Here is a 21,388-nt window from a genome sequence, read left to right as displayed (position 1 = left end):
TCAGGGTCGCCGTGGAGCCATGGCAGCGGGCTCACTTCAGGAAGTCCGGCACGTCCAGCTCCTCGGCCTGGCTGTCCTGGTAGGGACGGGCCGGCGGGACCTGCGGAGTGGACACCGGGGGCGGCGGCGGGACCTCGGCGACCGGAGCGGGCTCCGGGGCGGGCTCCTCCTCACGCGGAGTGACGCTGCCGAGGCCGCCGAAGGACGGGCGGCCGGCTTCCTGGGCGGGCGGACGGGGGGCCTGGCTGCCGGTGTTCTCCTCGCGGCCGCCGTTGTACGAGCCCAGCACCTTGTCGCGGTTCTGGTTCTTCGCGGGGGGCTGGCCGCCGTCGAAGCCCGCCGCGATGACGGTGACCCGGACCTCGTCGCCGAGCGCGTCGTCGATCACCGCGCCGAAGATGATGTTGGCCTCGGGGTGGGCGGCCTCGCTCACCAGCTGGGCGGCCTCGTTGATCTCGAACAGACCGAGGTCGGAGCCGCCCGAGATGGAGAGCAGCACGCCCCGGGCGCCGTCGATCGACGCCTCCAGCAGCGGCGAGGAGATCGCCATCTCGGCGGCGGCCACCGCGCGGTCGTCGCCGCGCGCCGAGCCGATGCCCATGAGCGCCGAGCCCGCCTCGGACATCACGGACTTGACGTCCGCGAAGTCGAGGTTGATCAGGCCGGGGGTGGTGATGAGGTCGGTGATGCCCTGAACACCCGACAGCAGCACCTGGTCCGCCGACTTGAACGCGTCGAGCACGCTCACCTGACGGTCGGAAATCGACAGGAGCCGGTCGTTCGGAATGACGATGAGGGTGTCGACCTCGTCGCGCAGACCCGCGATGCCGTCCTCCGCCTGATTGGCGCGGCGGCGGCCCTCGAAGGTGAACGGACGGGTGACCACACCGATCGTCAGTGCGCCCAGCGACCGGGCGATGTTGGCGACGACGGGCGCGCCGCCGGTGCCTGTGCCGCCGCCCTCGCCCGCGGTCACGAAGACCATGTCGGCCCCCTTGAGGACCTCCTCGATCTCCTCGCGGTGGTCCTCGGCGGCCTTGCGGCCGACATCGGGGTTGGCGCCGGCGCCCAGTCCACGGGTGAGCTCGCGGCCGACGTCGAGCTTGACGTCCGCGTCACTCATCAGCAGGGCCTGCGCATCGGTGTTGATCGCGATGAACTCGACGCCCTTGAGCCCGACCTCGATCATCCGGTTGATGGCATTCACGCCACCGCCGCCGATGCCGACGACCTTGATGACTGCGAGGTAGTTCTGCGGTGCTGCCACGTCGAAGGCCTCTCGCCTCGAGTTACGTGTCGCCACCCCGCTGTTGTCGCGGTGCGCCGACTGATGCCGAATGGGACGGTTCCGATTGCCGACCCCAACCCTAACGCTGAAGTTTAGGGTTACCAGTGCCTCTGTTTCCCGGAGTCTTCGGAACAGGACACTAAGTCGACAAGTGGCGCGCGTTCAATGAACACGCCGAACCTCCCGCTTTTCTTTTCACCCTATGTGATCACCCAGTGGGCTAGCCAACCAGGGTGCTGGCCTGCTGGTATCCCCGTCAACTGCGGGACACCGCAGGCGCGCTCGGCGCGCTGACGTCGAAGTGACCGGCGTCGGGCCGCGCTTTCATGAGCGCCGTGAGCGCCTTCGCCTTCGCGGCTCCGCGCTCATCGCTCCCCCACGCAACCGTACGGCTCCGTGACAGCTCCAGGGTGATCGAGTCGTACGAGCGGACCCGGACCGAGCGCATGTCCGCACGGACCTTCGCCGGGAGCCCGGCGACTACCCCGGCGGCCTCGCGCCGCAACCGCGCCGGGCCGAAATGGCGTGAACTCGGCGACCGGTCCGGCTCCATTTCAAGCAGGGGAACGCCCTTCGGCCGCTTGGCCAGACGGGAGAACCGCACGCCATGGGCGTCCACTTCGCGGAACTTCCCGCCCTCTTCGACAATCACTTCGGCCTTGCGTTCCGTCACATCAAGACTGATGGTGTGCGGCCATGACCGGGATACGTCCACTTTCGCTATCCGTGGCAGCCGGTCGCGCAGCCGCTCCCCGATCGCGCCGGTGTCCACGGCGACGAGGGGGGTGTTCAGCGGAACGTCCGCGGCCTCGCGGACCTCGTCCGGGGTGAGCACGTCCTCGCCGGTGACCGTCACCCGCTCGGCGCGCAGCCAGCTCGACCCGTACAGCAGCCAGCCGGTCCCGCCGCCCAGCAGGGCCGCGACCACGGCGGCGATCACCAGGGTGCGGCGGCGGGGCAGGCGGAACCTGCGCCGCGCCGCGAAGATGCGCGGGGGCGGGCCGGACGGCGACGTCCTGCGGGCACCGCTCTCGGCGGTCGTCGGTCCGGCCACGCTCCCTGCCTTCTCACGCCTGGCGGCGTGCCGCGATTGCCTCGTACACCATGCCGACCAGCAGCTCGTCGGCGTCCCGGCGGCCGAACTCGGCGGCGCGCCGCGACATCTCGTACAGCCGGTGCGGGTCGCCGAGCACCGGGAGCACATTGCTCTGCACCCATTCGGGCGTCAGTTCGGCGTCGTCGACCAGCAGTCCGCCGCCCGCCTTGACCAACGGCTGGGCGTTGAGCCGCTGCTCGCCGTTGCCGATGGGCAGCGGGACGTAGGCGGCCGGCAGCCCGACGGCGGACAGCTCGGCGACGGTCATCGCGCCCGCGCGGCAGAGCATCATGTCGGCCGCGGCGTACGCGAGGTCCATCCGGTCCACGTACGGTACCGGGATATAGGGCGGCATTCCGGGCATGTTGTCCACATGCGGCAGTTCGTTTTTCGGGCCGACCGCGTGCAGGACCTGGATTCCGGCCCGCTGGAGGAACGGGGCGACCCGCTGGACCACCTCGTTCAGCCGGCGCGCGCCCTGCGAACCGCCGGAGACCAGCAGGGTCGGCAGGTTGGGGTCGAGGCCGAAGGCCGCGCGCGCCTCGGGGCGGACCGCGGCCCGGTCCAGGGTGGCGATGGAGCGGCGCAGCGGGATGCCCACGTAGCGGGCGCCGCGGAGCTTGCTGTCCGGGGTGGAGACCCCGACGGACGTGGCGTAGCGGGAGCCGATCTTGTTGGCGAGACCGGGCCGGGCATTGGCCTCGTGGACGATGATCGGCACGCCCAGCCGCTTGGCGGCCAGATAGCCGGGCAGGGCCACATAGCCGCCGAAGCCGACCACGCAGTCGGCCTTGGTGCGCTCAAGGATCTGCTCGGCGGCCTTGATGGTGCCGCGCAGCCGCCCGGGGACGGTGATCAGCTCGGGTGTGGGTTTGCGTGGCAGCGGAACGGCGGGGATCAGCCCGAGTTCATAGCCGCGCTCTGGCACGAGCCGGGTCTCCAGCCCGCGCTCCGTGCCGAGCGCCGTGATCCCCACGGTCGGATCCTGCCTTCGCAGGGCGTCCGCGAGGGCGAGCGCGGGCTCGATGTGGCCGGCGGTCCCCCCACCGGCGAGTACGACATGCACCGAAATTCACCGCTCTCCGGACGGCCGTTCCTTGACGCGCCGTCTCATCGTCTTCCGTCTCACCCGAGCCAGCTTCTTCCGCAAAGCAGGCTGCCGCATGGCCAGTGCCGCCCGTGCAGCGGGCTCGGCCCGTGCGAAGGCGATCAGCAGACCTACGGCGAACATGGTCGGCAGCAGGGCGGACCCTCCGTAGGAGAACAGCGGGAGCGGAACCCCGGCGATCGGCAGCAGACCGAGCACCGCACCGATGTTGATCACGGCCTGGGCCGTGATCCAGGTGGTCACGCCTCCCGCGGCGTACCTCACGAAGGGGTCCTCCGTGCGTCCGGCCACGCGGATACCCGCATAGCCTAGAGCCGCGAAGAGGACGAGCACCGACAGCGTCCCCGCCAGGCCGAGTTCCTCCCCGGTAATGGCGAAGATGAAGTCGGTGTGCGGTTCGGGGAGTTCACCCCATTTTTCCATGGATGCGCCGAGTCCGGAACCGAACCATCCGCCATTGGCCAGAGCATAGATCCCATGCACCGCCTGCCAGCACTGATCGTTGGCTCCGGGCTCGGTGGCGCCGATGCAGGCGAGCCGGGACATCCGGTTGGCGCTGGTCTTGATCAGCAGGATGCCGATCACTCCGGCGAAGGCGAGCACCCCGGCGAAGAGCCGGGTGGGGGCGCCCGCCAGCCAAAGCAGGCCGAAAAGGATCGCCGTGAGGATGATCGCGGTGCCCATGTCGCCGCCGAGCATGATCATCCCGAGCAGCAGGGCCGCCGCCGGGACGAGTGGCACCAGAAGGTGCTTCCACTGCGTGAGCAGCCGCTTGTCCTGCTTGCGGGCCAGCAGGTCGGCGCCCCACAGGACGAGGGCGAGCTTGCCGAACTCGCTCGGCTGGAGCATGAACGGGCCGCCGAAGGAGATCCAGTTCTGGTTGCCGTTGACCGAAATCCCTATCCCCGGCACCTGGACCAGGCACATCAGAAAGACCGAGGCGGCCAGCAGCGGATAGGCGAAGGCGCGGTGCAGCTTGATCGGCATGCGCACGGCCAGCAGCATCAGCGCGGCGCCGAGCGCCGCCGCGAAGAGCTGTTTGCGGAAGAAGTACGAGGGCGCGAGGCCCGACTGGAGGGCCTTGATCTGGGAGGCGGAGTAGACCATCACCAGACCCAGCACGGTGATCAGCGCGGCGCCGCCGAGGATCAGGTAGTACGCGGTGAGCGGCCGGTCCCAGGCCTTCTTGGCGCGCTGCTGTGCGCCCCGCAGCGCGTCCAGCACGCTGCCCTTGGAGGGACGGCGGGGCCTACGGATCACCGGGCGGCGGGGGGCCCTCGGCGGGCTCGGGCGGCCCTTTCCGGCCGCGGCCCTGGCCGCAGCGGCCTCGTCGGCCCTGGCCTTGTCCGCCCTGGCCCTGCCCGTCCTGCCCTGGTCCGCCTTGCCCTGGTCCGCCTTGCCCTTGTCCCCGAGGGGCGCGGCCGGGGCCTTGCCGCGGCCGCCCGGCGGCCGGGCGGGCGCCGCGGACCGCTCCCCGCCCCGCGCGGCGGGCCGGGGCCGCGCGGCGCCGCCCGCCCGCGGCCCGGGGCGGCCGGTGGCTGCTCCGGCCTGCCGGGACCGCGGCGCGGCGGGCTGGTCAGGCGTCATGTCGAATCCCCTCCAGGTTCTCCGCGCGAGCGGTGGTCCTCGCGGGGGACCGGCGGGCTACTGCTCGTCCGTGACCGGGCCCGAGGCCAGGTCGTGAACCGCCGCGGCGAAGGCGTCGCCCCGCTTGTTGTAGTTGGTGAACATGTCCATCGAGGCACAGGCCGGGGCCAGAAGGACGGTATCGCCCGGCCGGGCGAGCCGGGCCGCTTCCCGGACAGCCGCCGCCATCGCCCCAGTGTCGGTCCGGTCGAGGTCCACGACCGGGACATCCGCTGCGTGTCGCGCGAGCGCTTCCCGGATCAGGGCGCGGTCGGCGCCGATCAGCACCGCACCGCGCAGCCGCGGGGCGGCGCCGAGCACCAGCTCGTCGAAGGTGGCGCCCTTGGCGAGGCCGCCGGCGACCCACACGATGTGCTCGTACGCGCCCAACGACGCCTCGGCGGCGTGGGTGTTGGTCGCCTTGGAGTCGTCCACGTAACGCACGCCCCCGACGTCCGCGACGTGCTCCACCCGGTGCGGGTCCGGGCGGAAGGCGCGCAGCCCGTCCCGTACGGCCTGGGGCGGCACGCCGTAGGCGCGGGCCAGGGCCGCGGCGGCGAGCGCGTTGGCGATGTTGTGCGGCGCGGGCGGGTTGACGTCGGCGACCTCGGCCAGCTCCTGGGCGCTCTTCTGCCGGTTGGTGACGAAGGCCCGGTCGACCAGGATGTTCTCGACGACGCCGAGCTGGGAGGGGCCGGGGGTGCCGAGGGTGAAGCCGATCGCCCGGCAGCCCTCCTCGACGTCGGCGGCCCGGACCAGGTCCTCGGTGGCCGGGTCGGCGGCGTTGTAGACGCAGGCGACCTGGTTGCCCTCGTAGATCCGGCCCTTGTCGGCCGCGTACGCCGCCATGGAGCCGTGCCAGTCGAGGTGGTCGGGGGCGAGGTTGAGCACCGCGCCGGAGTGGGCGCGCAGCGAGGGCGCCCAGTGCAGCTGGTAGCTGGACAGCTCGACGGCGAGCACGTCGTACGGCGTATCGCCCAGCACGATGTCCAGGAGCGAGACGCCGATGTTGCCGACGGCGGCGGTGCGCAGCCCGGCCGCCTCCAGGATGGACGCCAGCATGCGCACGGTGGTGGTCTTGCCGTTGGTGCCGGTGACCGCGAGCCAGGGCGGGGCGTCCGGGCCGCGCAGCCGCCAGGCCAGCTCCACGTCGCCCCACACCGGGACGCCCGCCTTCTCGGCGGCCAGGAAGAGCGGGCTGCTGGGCTTCCAGCCGGGCGTGGTGACGATCAGCTCGGTGCCCTCGGGGAGCCCCGCGGCGGAGCCGCTATTGGACGCAGTCCCGTCGCCGAGCCGGACCGTGATGCCGAGCGGCTCCAGTTCGGCCGCCTGGGCGCGCTGGGGCTCCCCGTCGCTTCCGTTGACGACGGTCACCGTGGCCCCGAGGCCCCGCAGCGCACGCGCTGCGGGGACCCCGGAGACGCCGAGTCCGGCGACGGTGACATGCCGTCCGGCGAGGTCGGTGACGTCGATGGTCACGAAGCCCGCCAGCCCGCGTAGAAGATGCCGAGTCCGACGATCACGCACATGCCCTGAATGATCCAGAACCGGACCACCACCAGGACTTCGCTCCAGCCTTTGAGTTCGAAGTGGTGCTGGAGTGGTGCCATCCGGAAGACCCGGCGCCCGGTGAGCCGGAACGAGCCGACCTGGATGACCACGGACAGGGTGATCAGGACGAACAGACCGCCGAGGACGGCCATCAGCAGCTCCGTGCGGGAGCAGATGGCGAGCCCGGCGAGGCCGCCGCCGAGCGCGAGCGAGCCGGTGTCCCCCATGAAGATCTTGGCGGGCGAGGTGTTCCACCACAGGAAGCCGAAGCAGGCGCCCATCAGCGCGGAGGCGACGACGGCGAGGTCGAGCGGGTCGCGCACCTCGAAGCAGGACGAGGGGTTGGTCAGGGTCCGCGCGTTGGCGCAGGACTCCTGGTACTGCCAGACGCCGATGAAGGTGTAGGCGCCGAAGACCATCACGGAGGCGCCGGTGGCCAGGCCGTCCAGGCCGTCGGTGAGGTTCACGCCGTTCGACATCGCGAGGATCATGAACAGCGCCCAGATCGCGAAGATCACGGGGCCGAAGGACCAGCCGAAGTCCTGGACGAAGGAGAGCCGGTCGGAGGCCGGGGTCTGCTGGCGGGCGTCGGCGAAGTTCAGCGCGAGGATCGCGAAGGCGACACCGACGATCAGCTGACCGGCCATCTTGGCCTTGGCCCGGAGGCCCAGGCTGCGCTGCTTGACGATCTTGATGTAGTCGTCGAGGAAGCCGACCAGGCCCATGCCCGCGAACAGGAAGAGCACCAGCACACCGGAGAAGGTGGGCTGGCTGCCCGTGATCACCTTCGTCACCGCGTAGGCGATCAGCGTGGCCAGGATGAAGGAGATGCCGCCCATGGTGGGCGTGCCCTTCTTGCTGCCGTGCGTCCGCGGGCCGTCGTCCCGGATGTACTGGCCGTAGCCCTTGCGGGCGAGCAGCTTGATCAGCAGCGGGGTGCCGATCAGGGTCAGAAAGAGACCGATGGCTCCGGAGAAGAGGATCTGCCTCATGGCGCCTACGTGTTCTTCTCCCGCGGCGAGGCCACCGGCGAGGAGGGTCTGCCCCATGGTCATCGCCCGGCGACCTCACCCTCGAGCAACGCCTGCGCGAGTTGCTCCAGGCCGACCGACCTGGATGCCTTCACCAACACGACATCCCCCGGTCGCAGCTCGCTCCGCAGCAGATCGACCGCTGCCCGCACGTCGGACACGTGCACCGACTCCTCACCCCACGAACCCTCGTTCTTGGCGCCCATGTCCAGCCACGCGGCCTCCTGACCGCCGACCGCCACGAGCTTGCTGACGTTGAGCCGGACGGCCAGCCGTCCGACCGCGTCGTGCTCGGCCAGTGACTCATCGCCCAGCTCGGCCATCGGGCCCAGCACCGCCCACGTGCGACGCCCCGGTGTTGCGGCGCCCATCGCGGCCAGCGCGCGCAGCGCGGCTCGCATGGACTCGGGGTTCGCGTTGTAGGCGTCATTGACGACCGTCACGCCGTCCGAGCGCTCGGTGACCTCCATCCGCCAGCGGGAGAGCTGCCCCGCTTCGGAGAGCGCCACGGCGATCTCGTCGACGGACATGCCCGTCTCATGGGCGACGGCGGCCGCGGCGAGCGCGTTCGACACGTGGTGCTCACCGTACAGGCGCATGGTCACGTCACCGCACCCGGTAGGGGTGTGAAGCGTGAAGGCGGGGCGGCCACCGTCGGCAAGCCGGACATTCGAGGCACGCACGTGGGCGTCCCCGGCCTCGCCGAACAGGACGGTACGGGCCTTCGTACGGGACGCCATGGCGCGCACCAGGGGGTCGTCGGCGTTGAGCACCGCCACCCCGCCGTCCTCGGCGGAGGGCAGCGCCTCGACCAGTTCGCCCTTGGCCTCGGCGATCTGCTCGCGGCCGCCGAACTCCCCGATGTGCGCGGTGCCGACGTTGAGGACGAGCCCGATGCGGGGCGGGGTGAGGTCCGTCAGATAACGGATGTGCCCCTTGCCTCGGGCGCCCATCTCCAGCACCAGGTGCTGGGTCGTCGCGTCGGCGCGCAGCGCGGTCAGCGGCAGCCCGATCTCGTTGTTGAACGAGCCGTGCGTCCACACGGTCGGGCCGTGCCGCTGGAGCAGCTGGGCGATGAGGTCCTTGGTGCTGGTCTTCCCGGCGGAGCCGGTGAGCGCGACCACGGTGGTGCCCAGCCGCTCGACGACGGCGCGGGCGATCGCGCCCATGGCGGCGACGGCGTCGGGGACGACGATCGTCGGAACCGGGGCGTCCGGTGTGGAGACCGGGCGGGTGGCCAGGACCGCCACCGCGCCCGACTCGACCGCGCCGCGCGCGTAGTCGTGGCCGTCCACGCGCTCGCCGGGGAGCGCGGCGAACAGGCTCCCGGGCCGCACCTCGCGGGAGTCGATCACGACGGGTCCTGTGACCTTCAGGTCAGGGTCCGGTATGTCGTGCGGCTGCCCACCGACGAGGCCGGTGATCTCGGTGAGGGACAGTGGGATCACTGATCACCTCCGGCCGTGCGGGAGAGCTGCCTGGAGGGGGCTGGTGCGCGCATGGCGGTCTGTCATCCCTGGTTGTCTTGAGGTGTGTGCCCGTGCGGTTCGCTCGCCTCGGGGCGTTGCGGACCGCGCCCCTTGGCTCGCTCGCTGAGTTCGATGGCTTCCCGCAGGACCTGGCGGTCGTCGAAGGCGCGGATCACCCCGGCGATGTCCTGGCCCTGCTCATGGCCCTTGCCCGCGACGATCACGGTGTCGCCGGGTTCGGCGCGGGCGACGGCGGCGGCGATGGCGTTCTCCCGGTCCTCCTCGACCAGGACGTCGCCGCGCTCGTGCGAGGGCACCTCGGCGGCGCCCGCGAGCATCGCGGCGAGGATGGCGAGCGGGTCCTCGGAGCGCGGGTTGTCGGAGGTCAGCACGGCCGTGTCGGCGTACCGGGCCACCGCGGAGCCCATCGGGCCCCGCTTGAGCCGGTCGCGGTCGCCGCCGCAGCCGAGGACGGCGTGCAGCTTGCCGTCGGTGACCTTGCGCAGGGCGCGCAGCACCGACTCCACGGCGTCGGTCTTGTGCGCGTAGTCGACCACCGCGAGGTACGGCTGGCCCACGTCGACGCGCTCCAGCCGGCCGGGCACGCCGGGGACGGCGCCGATGCCGTCCGCGGCCGTCTGCGGGTCGATCCCGGCGACGGCGAGCGCGACGAGGGCGGCGAGCGCGTTGGCGACGTTGAACGGGCCCGCGATGGGGGCGGCGGCCCGTACCGTCTCGCCGTTCGGGCCGATCGCGGTGAAGGTCGAGCCGAGCGGGCCGACCTCGACGTCCGCGGCGCGCCAGTGGGCGTCGGGGTGGCCCTCGGCGGAGAACGTGGTGACCGGGACCTCGGACTCCTCGATGAGCCGGCGGCCGTACTCGTCGTCGTAGTTGATCACTCCGGCCCGGCTGCGGGCCTTGGTGAACAGCTGGGCCTTGGCCTGGAAGTAGTCCTCCATCCCCGAGTGGAACTCCATGTGCTCCGGGGAGAGGTTGTTGAACACGGCGACGTCGAAGACGCAGCCGTCGACGCGGCCGAGGACCAGGGCGTGGCTGGAGACCTCCATGACGACCGAGTGGACGTCGCGTTCGCGCATCACCGCGAACAGCGCCTGGAGGTCGGTGGCCTCGGGGGTGGTGCGCTCGGACTTGATGCGCTCGTCGCCGATGCGCATCTCGACGGTGCCGATGAGCCCCGTGGGACCACCTCCGGCCTGCTCCGCGGCGGCCCTGAGCCCGCCGTCGACGAGGTAGGCGGTGGTGGTCTTGCCGGAGGTGCCGGTGATGCCGATCTGGAGCAGGCTGTGGCCCGGCTCGTCGTAGATCGTGGCGGCCAGCGCGCCCATCCGGCCGCGCGGGTTGTCCACGACCAGGACCGGCAGCCCGGTGGCGGCGGCGCGCTCGGCGCCGTCCGGGTCGGTCAGCACGGCGGCCGCGCCGAGGTCGGCGGCCTGGGCGGCGAAGTCCGCGCCGTGCAGCCGGGCGCCGGACAGCGCGGCGTACACGTCGCCCGGGCGCACGGCGCGCGAGTCATGGGTGATCCCGGTGACCGCGGCCTCAGCCGGGACGCCGGAGGCATCGACGCCCAGCTGGTCCGCCAGCTCCGCGAGCGGGACGGGCCGGACCTGGAGAGGGCGGGGCGCTCCCGGGTATTCCACAGAAACGTCCTTCTGAGGGGTTTGAGACTGATCAGCTTGGGGCACGGCGGTGAGCGTACCCGGCCCACCCGCTCCGTCGCGAAATCCGGCGTCGGAGCAGCGGCGCACCGGGCCCCGGTTCCCGGGCTCCCGCGTGATCGTCGTCACGGCTGGACCCGCTCACTGGTCCGGGCTGTAGCTCACGGGAAGCCGCTTGGGCTGCGTACCCGTAGGCGGGACCTGGAGCGACTTGAGCGCGAACTCCATGACCTTCTTGTAGACCGGACCACAGACCTGACCGCCGAAATAGCTGCCCCTGGTCGGATTCTGCACCGCGCAGTAGACCGTGAGGCGCGGTTTGTCCGCTGGTGCGAAACCGGCGAACGAAGCGGTGTATCCGTGGTAACGGCCGGTCTTCGGGTCCACGCGGTTGGAGGTGCCGGTCTTGCCCGCCACCAGATAGCCGGGGATCTTCGCCTTGGTACCGGTGCCCTCCTCGTTGTCCACGACCGATTCGAGCATCTCGGCGAGCGTCTTCGCGGTCTTCGGGCTCACCACGCGCGTCTTCTCGGGCGCGGGCGCGGGGGTGAAGTCGCCGCCGGGGCCCCGGGTGCCGCGCACCAGGCTGGGGGCGATGCGCTGGCCGCCGTTGGCGACGGTGGAGTACACGGAGGCCGCCTGGACGGCGTTGAGCGACAGGCCCTGACCGAAGGGGATGGTGTACCCCTGGGTCGGGCTCCAGTCCTGCGGCTTGGCCAGGATGCCCGGGGTCTCGCCGGGGAGGCCGAGCCCGGTGGGCTGCCCGATGCCGAACCGCCGCAGGTAGGAGTAGAGGATCCGGTTCTTCTGCTTCTCGGTCTTGCCCAGCTGCTCGGTGGCGAGGATGGTGCCGATGTTGCTGGACTTGGCGAGCACCCCGTTGAGCGTGAGGTACCAGGTGGGGTGGTCGACGTCGTCGGCGAAGGCGCGACCCGCGCGCGGCAGCCGGTTCGGGACCTGCACCTGGGTGTTCCAGCGGGCGGCGCGCTCCTGGAGGACGGCGGCCATCGACATCACCTTGCTGACGCTGCCCGGCTCGTACGCGTCGGAGACGGCGGCGTTGCCGAGGGCGTCGCCGTCCGCGGTGGAGATGTCGTTGGGGTCGAAGCCGGGGGCGTTGGCCATGGCCAGCAGCCGGCCGGTGCGGGTGTCCTGGACGACGACGTAGCCGCGGTCCGCCTGCGACTTCTTCACCTGGTCGGAGATGGCGTTCTGGGCGGCCCACTGGATGTCGCGGTCGATCGTCAGCTCGACGTCGTTGCCGGGCACCGCGGGCTGTTCGCTGACGTCCCCGGTGGGCACCTGGTGGCCGCCGGACTGGGCGTAGACACGCTTGCCGTCCTTGCCCGCGAGCTTCTTGTTCAGCTGCTGCTCGATCCCCGCGGCCCCGCGCCCGTCGGCGCCCACGAAGCCCAGGATCCCGGCGGCGAGGTCGCCGCCCGGGTAGACCCGCTTGCTGTGCGACTCCCGGTTGACCCCGGCGAGGACGTTGGTGCCCTTGCCCTTGGCCGCGGCGTCGTCCAGGTTGTTCTTCAGGTCCTTGATCTGCTTCCAGACCAGCGGGGTCTGCTGCCGGGCCAGCACGACGTACTGCGACGTCGGGTTGTCGGTGAGCTTCTTCTCCAGGTCCGCCTCGTTCTTGCCGAGGATCGGCGCGAGGAGGGCGGCCGCCTGCCGGGGCGCGTCCTTCATCTTGGCGTTGCGCGGGGTGAGCAGGTCGGGGGCGGCCGTGATGTCGTACGCGTCCACGGTGGTGGCGAGGTTGACGCCGTCGCGGTCGGTGATGGACCCGCGCTCCGCGGACAGCTTGACCGGGATGTAGCGGTTGACGTTGGCCTTGGCGGCGTACGCGGAGGCGTCCACGGCCTGCACCTGGAGCAGCCGTACGACGAAGGCCAGCATGACGAGGGTCAGGCCGAGGCTGATCAGCCGCAGCCGGGGGCGCGGGCTGCCCAGCCGCAGCTGCGCCGGAGCGCCCCCGGGGCGCCCGCCGCGCTGCGCGCCGGGGCGCGGGCCGCGCTCGCCGGGGCGGCCCTGCGCCCCCTGGCGCGGGCGGCGGTCGCGGTCGCCGCGCGGCGCCGCCGGGCCGGGCACGCGTCGGCGGGGGTCCTGGGGTCGCGTCACCGTGTCACCTGCCAGGGGCCGGGGTGGTCGGGGCGCCGGCCGCCGGGGCCCGCGGGCTCGCCGACGGCAGGACGGCCGGGGCCGGGGCGGACGCCGCGGCGGGAGCCGACGGGGTCGGCGCCTGGGTGGGGTCGAGCACGAGCGGGGGCAGCGGGCCGGGGGCGTGCGCCACCGAGGGCTGCCCGGTGGCCGGTGCGGGCACCCCCGCCACCGTGCCGTCCGGGTTGAGGAACGCCGGGCTGCCGCCGGGCACCATGCCCAGTTCCTGGGCGCGCTGCTCCAGCGCGCCGGGGGCGGAGAGCTGGTCGACCTCCTGCTGGAGCGACTGGCGTTCGTCGCTCAGCTCGTCGGTCTGCTTCTCCAGCTTGCTCAGCTCGAACGACCCCTGGTTGAGCGAGGAGTTCAGCAGCAGCAGCGCGATCAGGCCGGAGCCGAGCAGGATCACGACGAGCAGCACGAAGGGCGCCCGCCTGGCCGTGACCGCGCCCGGTACGGGCGACACCGGCGCCCGGGTCACAGCGCGTCCTCGCGGATGCGCTCCGCGCCCCGGAACCGGGCCGGGGCGGCGCGGCGGTTCTCGGCGATCTCCTCCTCGGTGGGCAGCTCGGCGCCGCGGGTGAGCAGCTTGAGCTTGGGCTGATAGCGCTCCGGGACGACCGGCAGGCCGGGCGGCGCGGTGTTGGCGGCACCGGCCGCCAGCACGTGCTTGACGAGCCGGTCCTCCAGCGAGTGGTACGACAGCACGGCGATCCGCCCGCCCACCGCGAGCGCCGCCACGGCCGCCGGAACGGCCCGCTCCAGGACGGACAGCTCGCCGTTGACCTCGATGCGCAGCGCCTGGAAGGTGCGCTTGGCGGGGTTGCCGCCGGTGCGCTTTGCGGCCTGCGGCAGGGCCTCGCGGATCAGCTCGACGAGCCGGGCGCTGTTGCTGAACGGCTCCTTGGCGCGCTCCCGGACCACCACGTCCACGATCTTCTTGGCGAACTTCTCCTCGCCGTACGTCCGCAGGATGCGCACCAGGTCGCCGGGCGGGTAGGTGTTCAGCACCTCGGCGGCGCTGATGCCCGTCGACTGGTCCATCCGCATGTCCAGCGGGGCGTCCTGCGCGTAGGCGAAGCCGCGCCCGGCCTCGTCCAGCTGCATGGAGGAGACGCCGAGGTCGAACAGGACGCCCTGGACGCGCGGCACCCCGAGCCGGTCCAGAACCTCGGGCAGCTCGTCGTAGACGGCGTGCACCAGGGTCGCCCGGTCGCCGTACGGGGCCAGCCGCTCACCGGCCAGCCGGAGCGCGTCCGGGTCGCGGTCGAGGGCGACGAGCCGGGCGGCGGGGAAGCTGCGCAGCAGCGCCTCGCTGTGCCCCCCGAGGCCGAGCGTGCAGTCGACCACCACCGCGCCGGGTTCGGCGAGGGCGGGGGCCAGCATGTCCAGGCAGCGCTGAAGCATGACGGGAACGTGGAGAGCGTTGCTGCTCATTGCGCTGCTCGTGCGCCCTTCTGAGGGTCGGGCGTGGCGGGTACGCACCGCCGGGTCCCCACCCGCTCTGAAGGGGAAGCGGCCGACTGGCGCCGGGGAAGTGACGTCAGGCGACCGGAGCGGGAGGAGGCCGAGGGGTACGTACGCACCGCGCTCACGCGAAATTTCGGGGATCCAAGGGGAGCGTCACGCCTCCCACTTCGCGCCACTTTAGTCCACTCGTCCCTTCGGTCAACCAACCGGCCAGCGCGTCCCGCCGACGAGGTCGCCCGAAGGGAACGGCCGCGTCCGAGGGCACCGGACAAGGGCGCACGGGGGCGTGAAGTGGCTCACAATCACTCCTTCGGAGCACCCGATGCCCTCGTTTGCGTAACCTAAAGAAAAGACAAAATCCCCTGGTGGGCTTAGGGTCATAGCCATGTCGATATCTGTCACCGACCGCTTGGTCGAGGCCAACCGCGCGTACGCCGACAAGTTCACCGACCCCGGGATGGACGCCCGCCCTGTGCAGAAGGTGGCCATCGTCGCCTGCATGGACGCACGTCTCGATCTGCACGAGGCGCTCGGCCTGGAGCTGGGCGACTGCCACACCATCCGTAACGCGGGCGGTGTGGTCACCGACGACATCATCCGTTCCCTGACCATCAGCCAGCGCGCGCTGGGCACCCGCAGCGTCGTGCTGATCCACCACACGGGCTGCGGCCTGCTGAACCTCACCGAGGACTTCCGGCACGAGCTGGAGGAGGAAGTGGGCCAGCGGCCGTCGTGGGCCGTCGAGGCGTTCAAGGACCTGGACGCCGATGTGCGCCAGTCGATGGAGCGCGTCCGCACCTCGCCGTTCCTGCTGCACCGGGACGACATCCGGGGCTTCATCTTCGATGTGACGACCGGTCTGCTGCGCGAGGTCGAGCCGCGCAGCTGAGGAGATTTTCAGCCCGAACTCGCACAAGCGTGACAAATAACCCCGGGTTATCCACAGCCGAGTGACGCGAGACGGCGAAGACCGCAAGAATGCGTAGATGACATCGTCCCCCGCAACCCCGCGGGGGCCGGTGACAGCGTTTGCGGTGGGCCGGTCCGTCCTTGGTCGGACAGTCGGCCCTGAGAACGGGCCGAGGAGGGCCGGGTGACGACCTATGACGAACGAGCGAGCCTCAGCGATCTGACCACCACAGCGGAGCGGGTCCGCCGGTCGGTGGAGGGTGTGATCGAGGGCAAGCCCGAGGTCGTACGGCTTTCGCTGACCGTGCTGCTCGCCGAGGGGCATCTGCTGATCGAGGATGTCCCGGGCGTCGGCAAGACCATGCTCGCCAAGGCGCTCGCGCGGTCCATCGACTGCTCGGTGCGCCGTATCCAGTTCACCCCCGACCTGCTGCCGTCGGACGTCACCGGGGTGAGCATCTACGACCAGCAGCGCAAGGAATTCGAATTCAAGCCGGGTGCGATCTTCGCCCAGATCGTCATCGGCGACGAGATCAACCGCGCCTCCCCCAAGACCCAGTCCGCGCTCCTTGAATCGATGGAAGAGCGCCAGGTCACCATCGACGGGAAGAGCTACGAACTGCCCGGCCCGTTCATGGTGGTGGCCACCCAGAACCCGGTCGAGATGGAGGGCACGTATCCGCTGCCCGAGGCGCAGCGCGACCGCTTCATGGCACGCGTCTCCATCGGCTACCCCAGCCCGCAGGCGGAGCTGGAGATGCTGGACGTGCACGGCGGGGTGTCCCCACTGGACGACATGCAGCCGGTCGCCCACGCCCACGAGATCGTCAAGCTGGTCGAGGCGGTGCGCTCGGTGCACGTCGCCGAGGCCATCCGGCGGTACGCGGTGGACCTGGTGTCCGCCACCCGCAACCACCCCGATCTGCGGCTCGGCGCCTCCCCCAGGGCCACCCTGCACCTGCTGCGGGCCGCCAAGGCGTCGGCCGCGCTGGCCGGGCGGGACTTCGCCCTCCCCGACGACGTGCAGTCGCTCGCCGTCCCCGTGCTGGCCCACCGGCTGCTGCCCACCGCCCAGGCCCAGCTGAACCGGCGCACCGCGGAGCAGGTCGTCGGCGACATCCTCCAGCACACCCCGCTGCCCACCTCGTCGCAGCGGAGCGGCGGGCCGGTGCCCCCGGTGCCGCCCATGCCCCCGGTCGACTACGGGCAGCAGCCGGGCGCACGGAGGCTGTGATGACCACAGGGGGGACGGGCGCGCGCCCCGGAGGCGCCGGAAGCGGGGAGGACCGGGGCACGATCCGGGCGGCGCTGGCCGGGCTGACCACCCGCGGCCGTTCCTTCCTGGCCGCCGGGGTCGCCGCCGCGGTGTGCAGCTATGTGCTGGGCCAGGCCGATCTGCTGCGGGTGGGGCTGCTGCTGGCGGCGCTGCCCCTGGTGTGCGTGGCCGTGGTCTACCGCACCCGGTACCGGGTGGCGGGCAGCCGGCGGCTCGCGCCCGCGCGGGTCCCGGCGGGCTCCGAGGCCCGGGTGCACCTGCGGATGGACAACGTCTCGCGGCTGCCCACCGGGCTGCTCATGCTCCAGGACCGGGTGCCGTACGTGCTGGGGCCGCGCCCCCGCTTCGTCCTGGACCGGGTGGAGCCGGGCGGCCGCCGCGAGGTGTCCTACCGGGTCCGCTCCGATCTGCGCGGCCGCTATCCGCTGGGCCCGCTCCAGCTGCGGCTGAACGACCCGTTCGGGATGTGCGAGCTGACCCGCGCGTTCAGCGCCTACGACACGCTCACCGTGGTGCCCCGGGTCGAGCCGCTGCCCGCGGTGCGGCTGACGGGCGAGGCCGCGGGGTACGGGGACGGGCGGCACCGCTCGCTGGCCCTGGCCGGTGAGGACGATGTGATCCCGCGCGGCTATCGCCACGGCGACGACCTGCGCCGGGTCCACTGGCGGTCCACCGCGCGCTACGGAGAGCTGATGGTGCGCCGGGAGGAGCAGCCGCAGCGCGCCCACTGCACGGTGCTGCTGGACACCCGGGGCATCGCCTACGAGGGCGCGGGGCCCGACTCCCCCTTCGAGTGGGCGGTGTGCGGCGCGGCCTCGGCCTCGGTGCACCTGCTGGAGCGGGGCTATGCGGTCCGGTTGCTGACCGACACCGGAAGCTCGGTGCCCGGCCCGGACGGCGGAGGCGGATTCACCGGTTCCACGCATGACTCGGCCGAGACGGCCGGGCTGATGCTGGACACCCTCGCGGTGGTGGACCACTCCGACGAGGACGGGCTCTCCCCCGCGTACGACGTACTCGGCGGCGGGGGCGAGGGCCTGCTGGTGGCCTTCCTGGGCGATCTGGACGAGGAGCAGGCCGCGCTCGTCGCGCGGATGCGGCACCGCGCCACGGCGGCGGTGGCGTTCGTCATGGACGGCCCTGCCTGGTCGCGGGGCATGGAACCGGCCGGTCCGGAAGAGCTGGGGGACGCGCTGCGCCGACTGCGCGAGGCGGGGTGGACGGCGCTGCCGGTCGCCCCTGGCGCCTCGCTGGCGGAGCTGTGGCGGCAGGCCGACGGGCAGGGCGCCACCCGGGCCGACACCGGACCTCGGGTCGTCGGCGGCATGACAGGGAGCTGGGGATGAGTGGGAGCGTTCGGCTGGCGATCTGCGCGGCGTTGGCCACGGCCGCGGCCGCGTGCGCGCTGCTGCCGCTGGTGAATCCGGCCGGCTGGCTGCTCCAGGCCGTGCTGCTGCTGGCGGTCCAGAGCACCGCGGGCGTGGCCGCCCGCCGGGTGCCGCTGGCCCGTCCGCTGACGGTCGCGGGGCAGGCCGTGGTGATGATGCTGCTGCTCACGGTCGTGTTCGCGTCCGGGCAGGCGATCGCCGGGGTGCTGCCGAGCCCGGAGGCCCTCCATGAGTTCGCGCTGCTGCTGCGCGAGGGCACCAGCGACGTCGGGCAGTACGCGACCCCGGCGCCGGTCACCGACGGCATCCGGCTGCTGCTGATCGGCGGGGTGCTGCTGATAGGGCTGGTGGTCGACGCGCTCGCGGTGACCTACCGCAGCGCGGCCCCCGCCGGGCTGCCGCTGCTGGCGCTGTACTCGGTCGCGGCGGGCCTGTCGGACGACGGAAGCGACTGGGTGTGGTTCCTGGTCGCGGCGGCCGGCTATCTGCTGCTGCTCCTGGCCGAGGGCCGGGACCGGCTCTCCCAGTGGGGCCGCGTCTTCAACGGCGGCGCCCCGCGCGCGCCGGGCACGCCGACCTCGGGGCTGGCCGGGGCCGGTGGCGGCCCCGCGTCGGCCCCGGTCCGTGCGGGCCACCGGATCGGCGTGCTGGCGCTGGGCATCGCGGTCGCGGTGCCCGCGGTGCTGCCGTCCCTGGACGGCGGGCTGCTGAACCGGCAGGGCAGCGGCGGCGGTCCGGGCAGCGGCGGCGGCACCATCTCGGCGGTGAACCCGCTGGTGTCGCTCCAGGACAGCCTGAACCAGCCGGAGAACAGGGAGGTGCTGCGGTACCGCACCTCCTCGCAGAGCACCCAGGACATGTATCTGCGGATCGTGGCGCTCGACAAGTTCGACGGCGCCTCGTGGAAGTCGTCCGAGCGGCACGTCACGGATGTGCCGGGCCGACTGCCGGCGCCGACCGGTCTCGGCCCCGCGGTCCGGACCACCTCCGTGGACACCACCATCTCGGCCGCCGAGTGGTACGCGCAGAACTGGCTGCCGCTCCCCTACCCGGCCGACAAGGTGCAGATCGACGGGCGCTGGCGGTACGAACCCGAGGGCCGCACGCTGGTCGGCGACCGCGGCCAGACCACCCGCGGCGCCCGCTACCGGGTCACCAGCCTGATGGTGGAGCCGACCGCCGACCAGCTGGCCTCCGCCCCGCCACCGAACCCGCGGCTGCTGCGCGAGTACACCGAGGTGCCGGACTCGCTGCCGCCCGTGGTCTCCCAGACGGCGCGCGAGGTGACCTCGGGCGCGTCCAACGCGTACCAGAAGGCGGTCAAGCTCCAGGACTGGTTCGCGGTGAACGGGGGCTTCCGGTACGACACCGAGGTGCAGTCCGGCAGCGGTTCGACCGCCATCGCCAAGTTCCTCAAGCAGAAGGCGGGCTTCTGCGTCCACTTCTCCTTCTCCATGGCGGCGATGGCCCGGACGCTGGGCATACCGGCGCGGGTGGCCGTCGGGTTCACCCCCGGCACCTCGCAGGCGGACGGTTCGGTGTCGGTCGGGCTGAAGGACGCCCACGCCTGGCCCGAGCTGTACTTCGAGGGCGTCGGCTGGACCCGCTTCGAGCCCACCCCGAGCCGCGGCACCCAGCCCGACTACACGATGGAGCAGACGCCGTCGGGCGAGGTCCCCGACGAGCCCTCGGCCCAGCCGAGCACCAGCTCCGAGCCGACGGCCGCGCCGTCCGCCTCGGACAGCTGCGCACCGGAGCTGCGGAAGGAGGGCGGCTGCGACGCGGCCGCGGTCCCGCAGCCCGGTGACGGCTCCTCGGGCGGCGGGTTCTCGGTGACCACGGTCACCAGCTGGAGTTCGCTGGCGCTGCTGTTGCTCGTGGTGCCGCTGCTGCCCATGCTGTGGCGGCGGCGGGTCCGGGCCCGCAGACTGGACGGCTCCGGCGGGCGCACCGAACAGGACGCCGCCGACCGGATCCTGGCGGCCTGGCACGAACTGGTCGACACCGCCTGGGACTTCGGCGTCCTGCCGGACGACTCCCAGACCTCGCGCAAGGCCGTGGCCCGGATCGTGCGGCTCACCGAGCTGGACGACGAGGCGAGACAGGCGGCCGAGCGGGTGGCCACGGCGGTCGAACAGGTGCTGTACGCGCCGCACCCGCGCCCGGTCGCCGGGGTCGCCGACGACGTGCGGGCGGTCCTGGCCGGTCTCCAGGCCGGAGCCGGACGCCGCGAGCGTCTACGGGCCCTGCTGGCCCCGCGCTCGGCGGTCCAGGTGGTGTGGGCAGCCGCCCGCCGCTGGTCCGCCCTGGTCGACCGCTGGGGAACCCCACGATGGGCCCGCTGGGCGGCCCAGCTCCGAGGCCCCCGCGGAGAGCGGAGCTGAGGGCGGACCGGGCCCTTCGCCGGGGCGGCACGACCGCCCGGCGAAGGGCCAGACGCGACCCGCGTGGATGAAGGGCCAGGGCCGGCCCGGCTGACAGCTCGCTCAGGACGCATAGCTCAGCGGTGGAGCGCTGCCCTTACAAGGCAGCTGTCCGCCGGTTCGAACCTCGACGGCAGGCCGGCGCGGCCATCGCTGCAAGGCCGGAGACGTCCCACCGGTGCAAGGCCGGGTGCGGCCCCGGCGGGGCGTGACGGGGCACCCCCGCATCGGGGGCGTGCGGTACGGACATGGGTGAGGGGCGGTCGCTCTCGGCGACCGCCCCTCACCCATGCGTTCTCAACCGGTGGACCCGCTCCGGCCCGGGGTCCCGGTGGTCAGTGGCCCTGCTCGTCGCGGCGGCGCTGCCACCGCTCCTCGATCCGGTCCATCATGGAACGGCGCTGGCGGCCCTGACGGCGGGGCGGCCCGGCCCCACCCGCCCGCTGCGCCTCACCGGGCTTGGGCGCCTTGCGCCAGCCCGTCACGGCGAGCACCGCACACCCCAGCATGATGAGGAAGCCCACCACGCTGATCCAGATCTGCGGAACGATCACTCCGACCATCAGGAGCGCGATGCCGACCAGAAAACCCGCGACCGCCTGGTAGACCCGTCGCCGGGTGTACGTGCGCAGGCCGCTTCCCTCAAGCGTTGTCGCGAACTTGGGATCTTCGGCGTACAACGCTCGCTCCATTTGCTCGAGCATGCGCTGCTCGTGCTCCGAGAGCGGCACGGAGTCCTCCTACTCGTCGGTCGCGGGGGGCGACCGGGGTGCGACCCTTTCAGGATAGGCAGGGAATCGCCCCCGTGAAACCCGCCCCTCAGCGCCAATTCGCCCACCGTTACGTGTGTGACGAAAGTTGACGCTGAGACGTCCATTCCCCTCCCGCCGATTCGCCATGCCGGACGGTGTACCCCG

General features: G+C 72.3%; 16 protein-coding genes and 1 tRNA gene. 5 read left to right on the top strand and 12 right to left on the bottom strand.

The genetic code is table 11. The features are described from left to right. Positions 1 to 31: 31 nt before the first annotated feature. The 11 genes from ftsZ to rsmH all read right to left on the bottom strand — a co-directional run bounded on the left by ftsZ (position 32) and on the right by rsmH (position 14,442). On the bottom strand, positions 32 to 1,267 hold the full coding sequence (gene ftsZ, locus LCH29_RS10665; protein ID WP_446461454.1) for a cell division protein FtsZ: 1,236 nt from the start codon (positions 1,265 to 1,267) through the stop codon (positions 32 to 34). A 277-nt stretch (positions 1,268 to 1,544) separates the two neighbouring features. Beyond that, positions 1,545 to 2,342 (bottom strand): cell division protein FtsQ/DivIB, encoded by a 798-nt coding sequence (locus tag LCH29_RS10660; protein ID WP_446461453.1) that lies wholly within the window; start codon positions 2,340 to 2,342, stop codon positions 1,545 to 1,547. A 13-nt stretch (positions 2,343 to 2,355) separates the two neighbouring features. Continuing rightward, on the bottom strand, positions 2,356 to 3,450 hold the full coding sequence (murG, locus tag LCH29_RS10655; protein WP_123106667.1) for an undecaprenyldiphospho-muramoylpentapeptide beta-N-acetylglucosaminyltransferase: 1,095 nt from the start codon (positions 3,448 to 3,450) through the stop codon (positions 2,356 to 2,358). A gap of 6 nt (positions 3,451 to 3,456) precedes the next feature. Further along, the gene (gene ftsW, locus LCH29_RS10650; protein ID WP_446461452.1) at positions 3,457 to 5,079 is read right to left on the bottom strand and encodes a putative lipid II flippase FtsW; all 1,623 of its coding nucleotides are present in this window, start codon (positions 5,077 to 5,079) and stop codon (positions 3,457 to 3,459) included. A gap of 57 nt (positions 5,080 to 5,136) precedes the next feature. Next, positions 5,137 to 6,597, bottom strand: a complete 1,461-nt coding sequence (murD, locus tag LCH29_RS10645) for a UDP-N-acetylmuramoyl-L-alanine--D-glutamate ligase (RefSeq protein WP_446461451.1) — start codon at positions 6,595 to 6,597, stop codon at positions 5,137 to 5,139. Next, positions 6,594 to 7,661, bottom strand: coding sequence for a phospho-N-acetylmuramoyl-pentapeptide-transferase (mraY, locus tag LCH29_RS10640; protein ID WP_446461703.1), 1,068 nt, complete (start codon positions 7,659 to 7,661; stop codon positions 6,594 to 6,596). Before mraY ends, murD begins: the two co-directional genes overlap by 4 nt. 59 nt (positions 7,662 to 7,720) lie before the next feature. After that, positions 7,721 to 9,148, bottom strand: a complete 1,428-nt coding sequence (locus LCH29_RS10635) for a UDP-N-acetylmuramoyl-tripeptide--D-alanyl-D-alanine ligase (RefSeq protein WP_446461450.1) — start codon at positions 9,146 to 9,148, stop codon at positions 7,721 to 7,723. 62 nt (positions 9,149 to 9,210) lie between these two features. Continuing rightward, on the bottom strand, positions 9,211 to 10,974 hold the full coding sequence (locus LCH29_RS10630; protein WP_446461449.1) for a UDP-N-acetylmuramoyl-L-alanyl-D-glutamate--2,6-diaminopimelate ligase: 1,764 nt from the start codon (positions 10,972 to 10,974) through the stop codon (positions 9,211 to 9,213). Between the two features lie 12 nt (positions 10,975 to 10,986). Further along, positions 10,987 to 12,969, bottom strand: coding sequence for a peptidoglycan D,D-transpeptidase FtsI family protein (locus LCH29_RS10625; RefSeq protein WP_446461448.1), 1,983 nt, complete (start codon positions 12,967 to 12,969; stop codon positions 10,987 to 10,989). 4 nt (positions 12,970 to 12,973) lie between these two features. Next, a complete protein-coding gene (locus LCH29_RS10620) occupies positions 12,974 to 13,486 on the bottom strand; it encodes a septum formation initiator family protein (RefSeq protein ID WP_446461447.1) in 513 nt (170 codons plus the stop codon). Continuing rightward, positions 13,483 to 14,442, bottom strand: coding sequence for a 16S rRNA (cytosine(1402)-N(4))-methyltransferase RsmH (gene rsmH / locus LCH29_RS10615; RefSeq protein ID WP_446461446.1), 960 nt, complete (start codon positions 14,440 to 14,442; stop codon positions 13,483 to 13,485). Before rsmH ends, LCH29_RS10620 begins: the two co-directional genes overlap by 4 nt. Before the next feature lie 418 nt (positions 14,443 to 14,860). On the opposite strand from rsmH, the gene LCH29_RS10610 reads away from it, so the two are divergent. The 5 genes from LCH29_RS10610 to LCH29_RS10590 all read left to right on the top strand — a co-directional run bounded on the left by LCH29_RS10610 (position 14,861) and on the right by LCH29_RS10590 (position 20,621). Beyond that, the gene (locus tag LCH29_RS10610) at positions 14,861 to 15,364 is read left to right on the top strand and encodes a beta-class carbonic anhydrase (protein ID WP_446461445.1); all 504 of its coding nucleotides are present in this window, start codon (positions 14,861 to 14,863) and stop codon (positions 15,362 to 15,364) included. 204 nt (positions 15,365 to 15,568) lie between these two features. Further along, positions 15,569 to 16,618: an AAA family ATPase gene (locus LCH29_RS10605; RefSeq protein ID WP_446461444.1), complete on the top strand. Its 1,050-nt coding sequence runs from the start codon at positions 15,569 to 15,571 to the stop codon at positions 16,616 to 16,618. Beyond that, on the top strand, positions 16,618 to 18,006 hold the full coding sequence (locus LCH29_RS10600) for a DUF58 domain-containing protein (RefSeq protein ID WP_446461443.1): 1,389 nt from the start codon (positions 16,618 to 16,620) through the stop codon (positions 18,004 to 18,006). Before LCH29_RS10605 ends, LCH29_RS10600 begins: the two co-directional genes overlap by 1 nt. Then, entirely contained in the window at positions 18,003 to 20,432 is a 2,430-nt protein-coding gene (locus LCH29_RS10595) for a transglutaminase TgpA family protein (protein ID WP_446461442.1), read from the top strand. Before LCH29_RS10600 ends, LCH29_RS10595 begins: the two co-directional genes overlap by 4 nt. Positions 20,433 to 20,537: 105 nt before the next feature. After that, positions 20,538 to 20,621 (top strand) — tRNA-Val (locus LCH29_RS10590). 185 nt (positions 20,622 to 20,806) lie between these two features. On the opposite strand, the gene LCH29_RS10585 is transcribed toward LCH29_RS10590, so the two are convergent. Continuing rightward, positions 20,807 to 21,202 (bottom strand): DUF3040 domain-containing protein, encoded by a 396-nt coding sequence (locus LCH29_RS10585; protein ID WP_009718649.1) that lies wholly within the window; start codon positions 21,200 to 21,202, stop codon positions 20,807 to 20,809. Between the last annotated feature and the right edge of the window lie 186 nt (positions 21,203 to 21,388).

This window comes from Streptomyces sp. BRA346 (genome assembly GCF_052851135.1).
The sequence above is the reverse complement of the archived record's forward strand: the minus strand, read 5'-3'. Positions and strand labels throughout refer to the sequence as shown.

Coding starts and splice junctions, on each gene's coding strand:
- ftsW (WP_446461452.1), bottom strand. CDS start 5,079: ATGACGCCTGACCAGCCCGCCGCGCCGCGGTCCCGGCAGGCCGGAGCA.
- mraY (WP_446461703.1), bottom strand. CDS start 7,661: ATGAGGCAGATCCTCTTCTCCGGAGCCATCGGTCTCTTTCTGACCCTG.
- rsmH (WP_446461446.1), bottom strand. CDS start 14,442: ATGAGCAGCAACGCTCTCCACGTTCCCGTCATGCTTCAGCGCTGCCTG.
- LCH29_RS10610 (WP_446461445.1), top strand. CDS start 14,861: ATGTCGATATCTGTCACCGACCGCTTGGTCGAGGCCAACCGCGCGTAC.
- LCH29_RS10600 (WP_446461443.1), top strand. CDS start 16,618: ATGACCACAGGGGGGACGGGCGCGCGCCCCGGAGGCGCCGGAAGCGGG.
- LCH29_RS10595 (WP_446461442.1), top strand. CDS start 18,003: ATGAGTGGGAGCGTTCGGCTGGCGATCTGCGCGGCGTTGGCCACGGCC.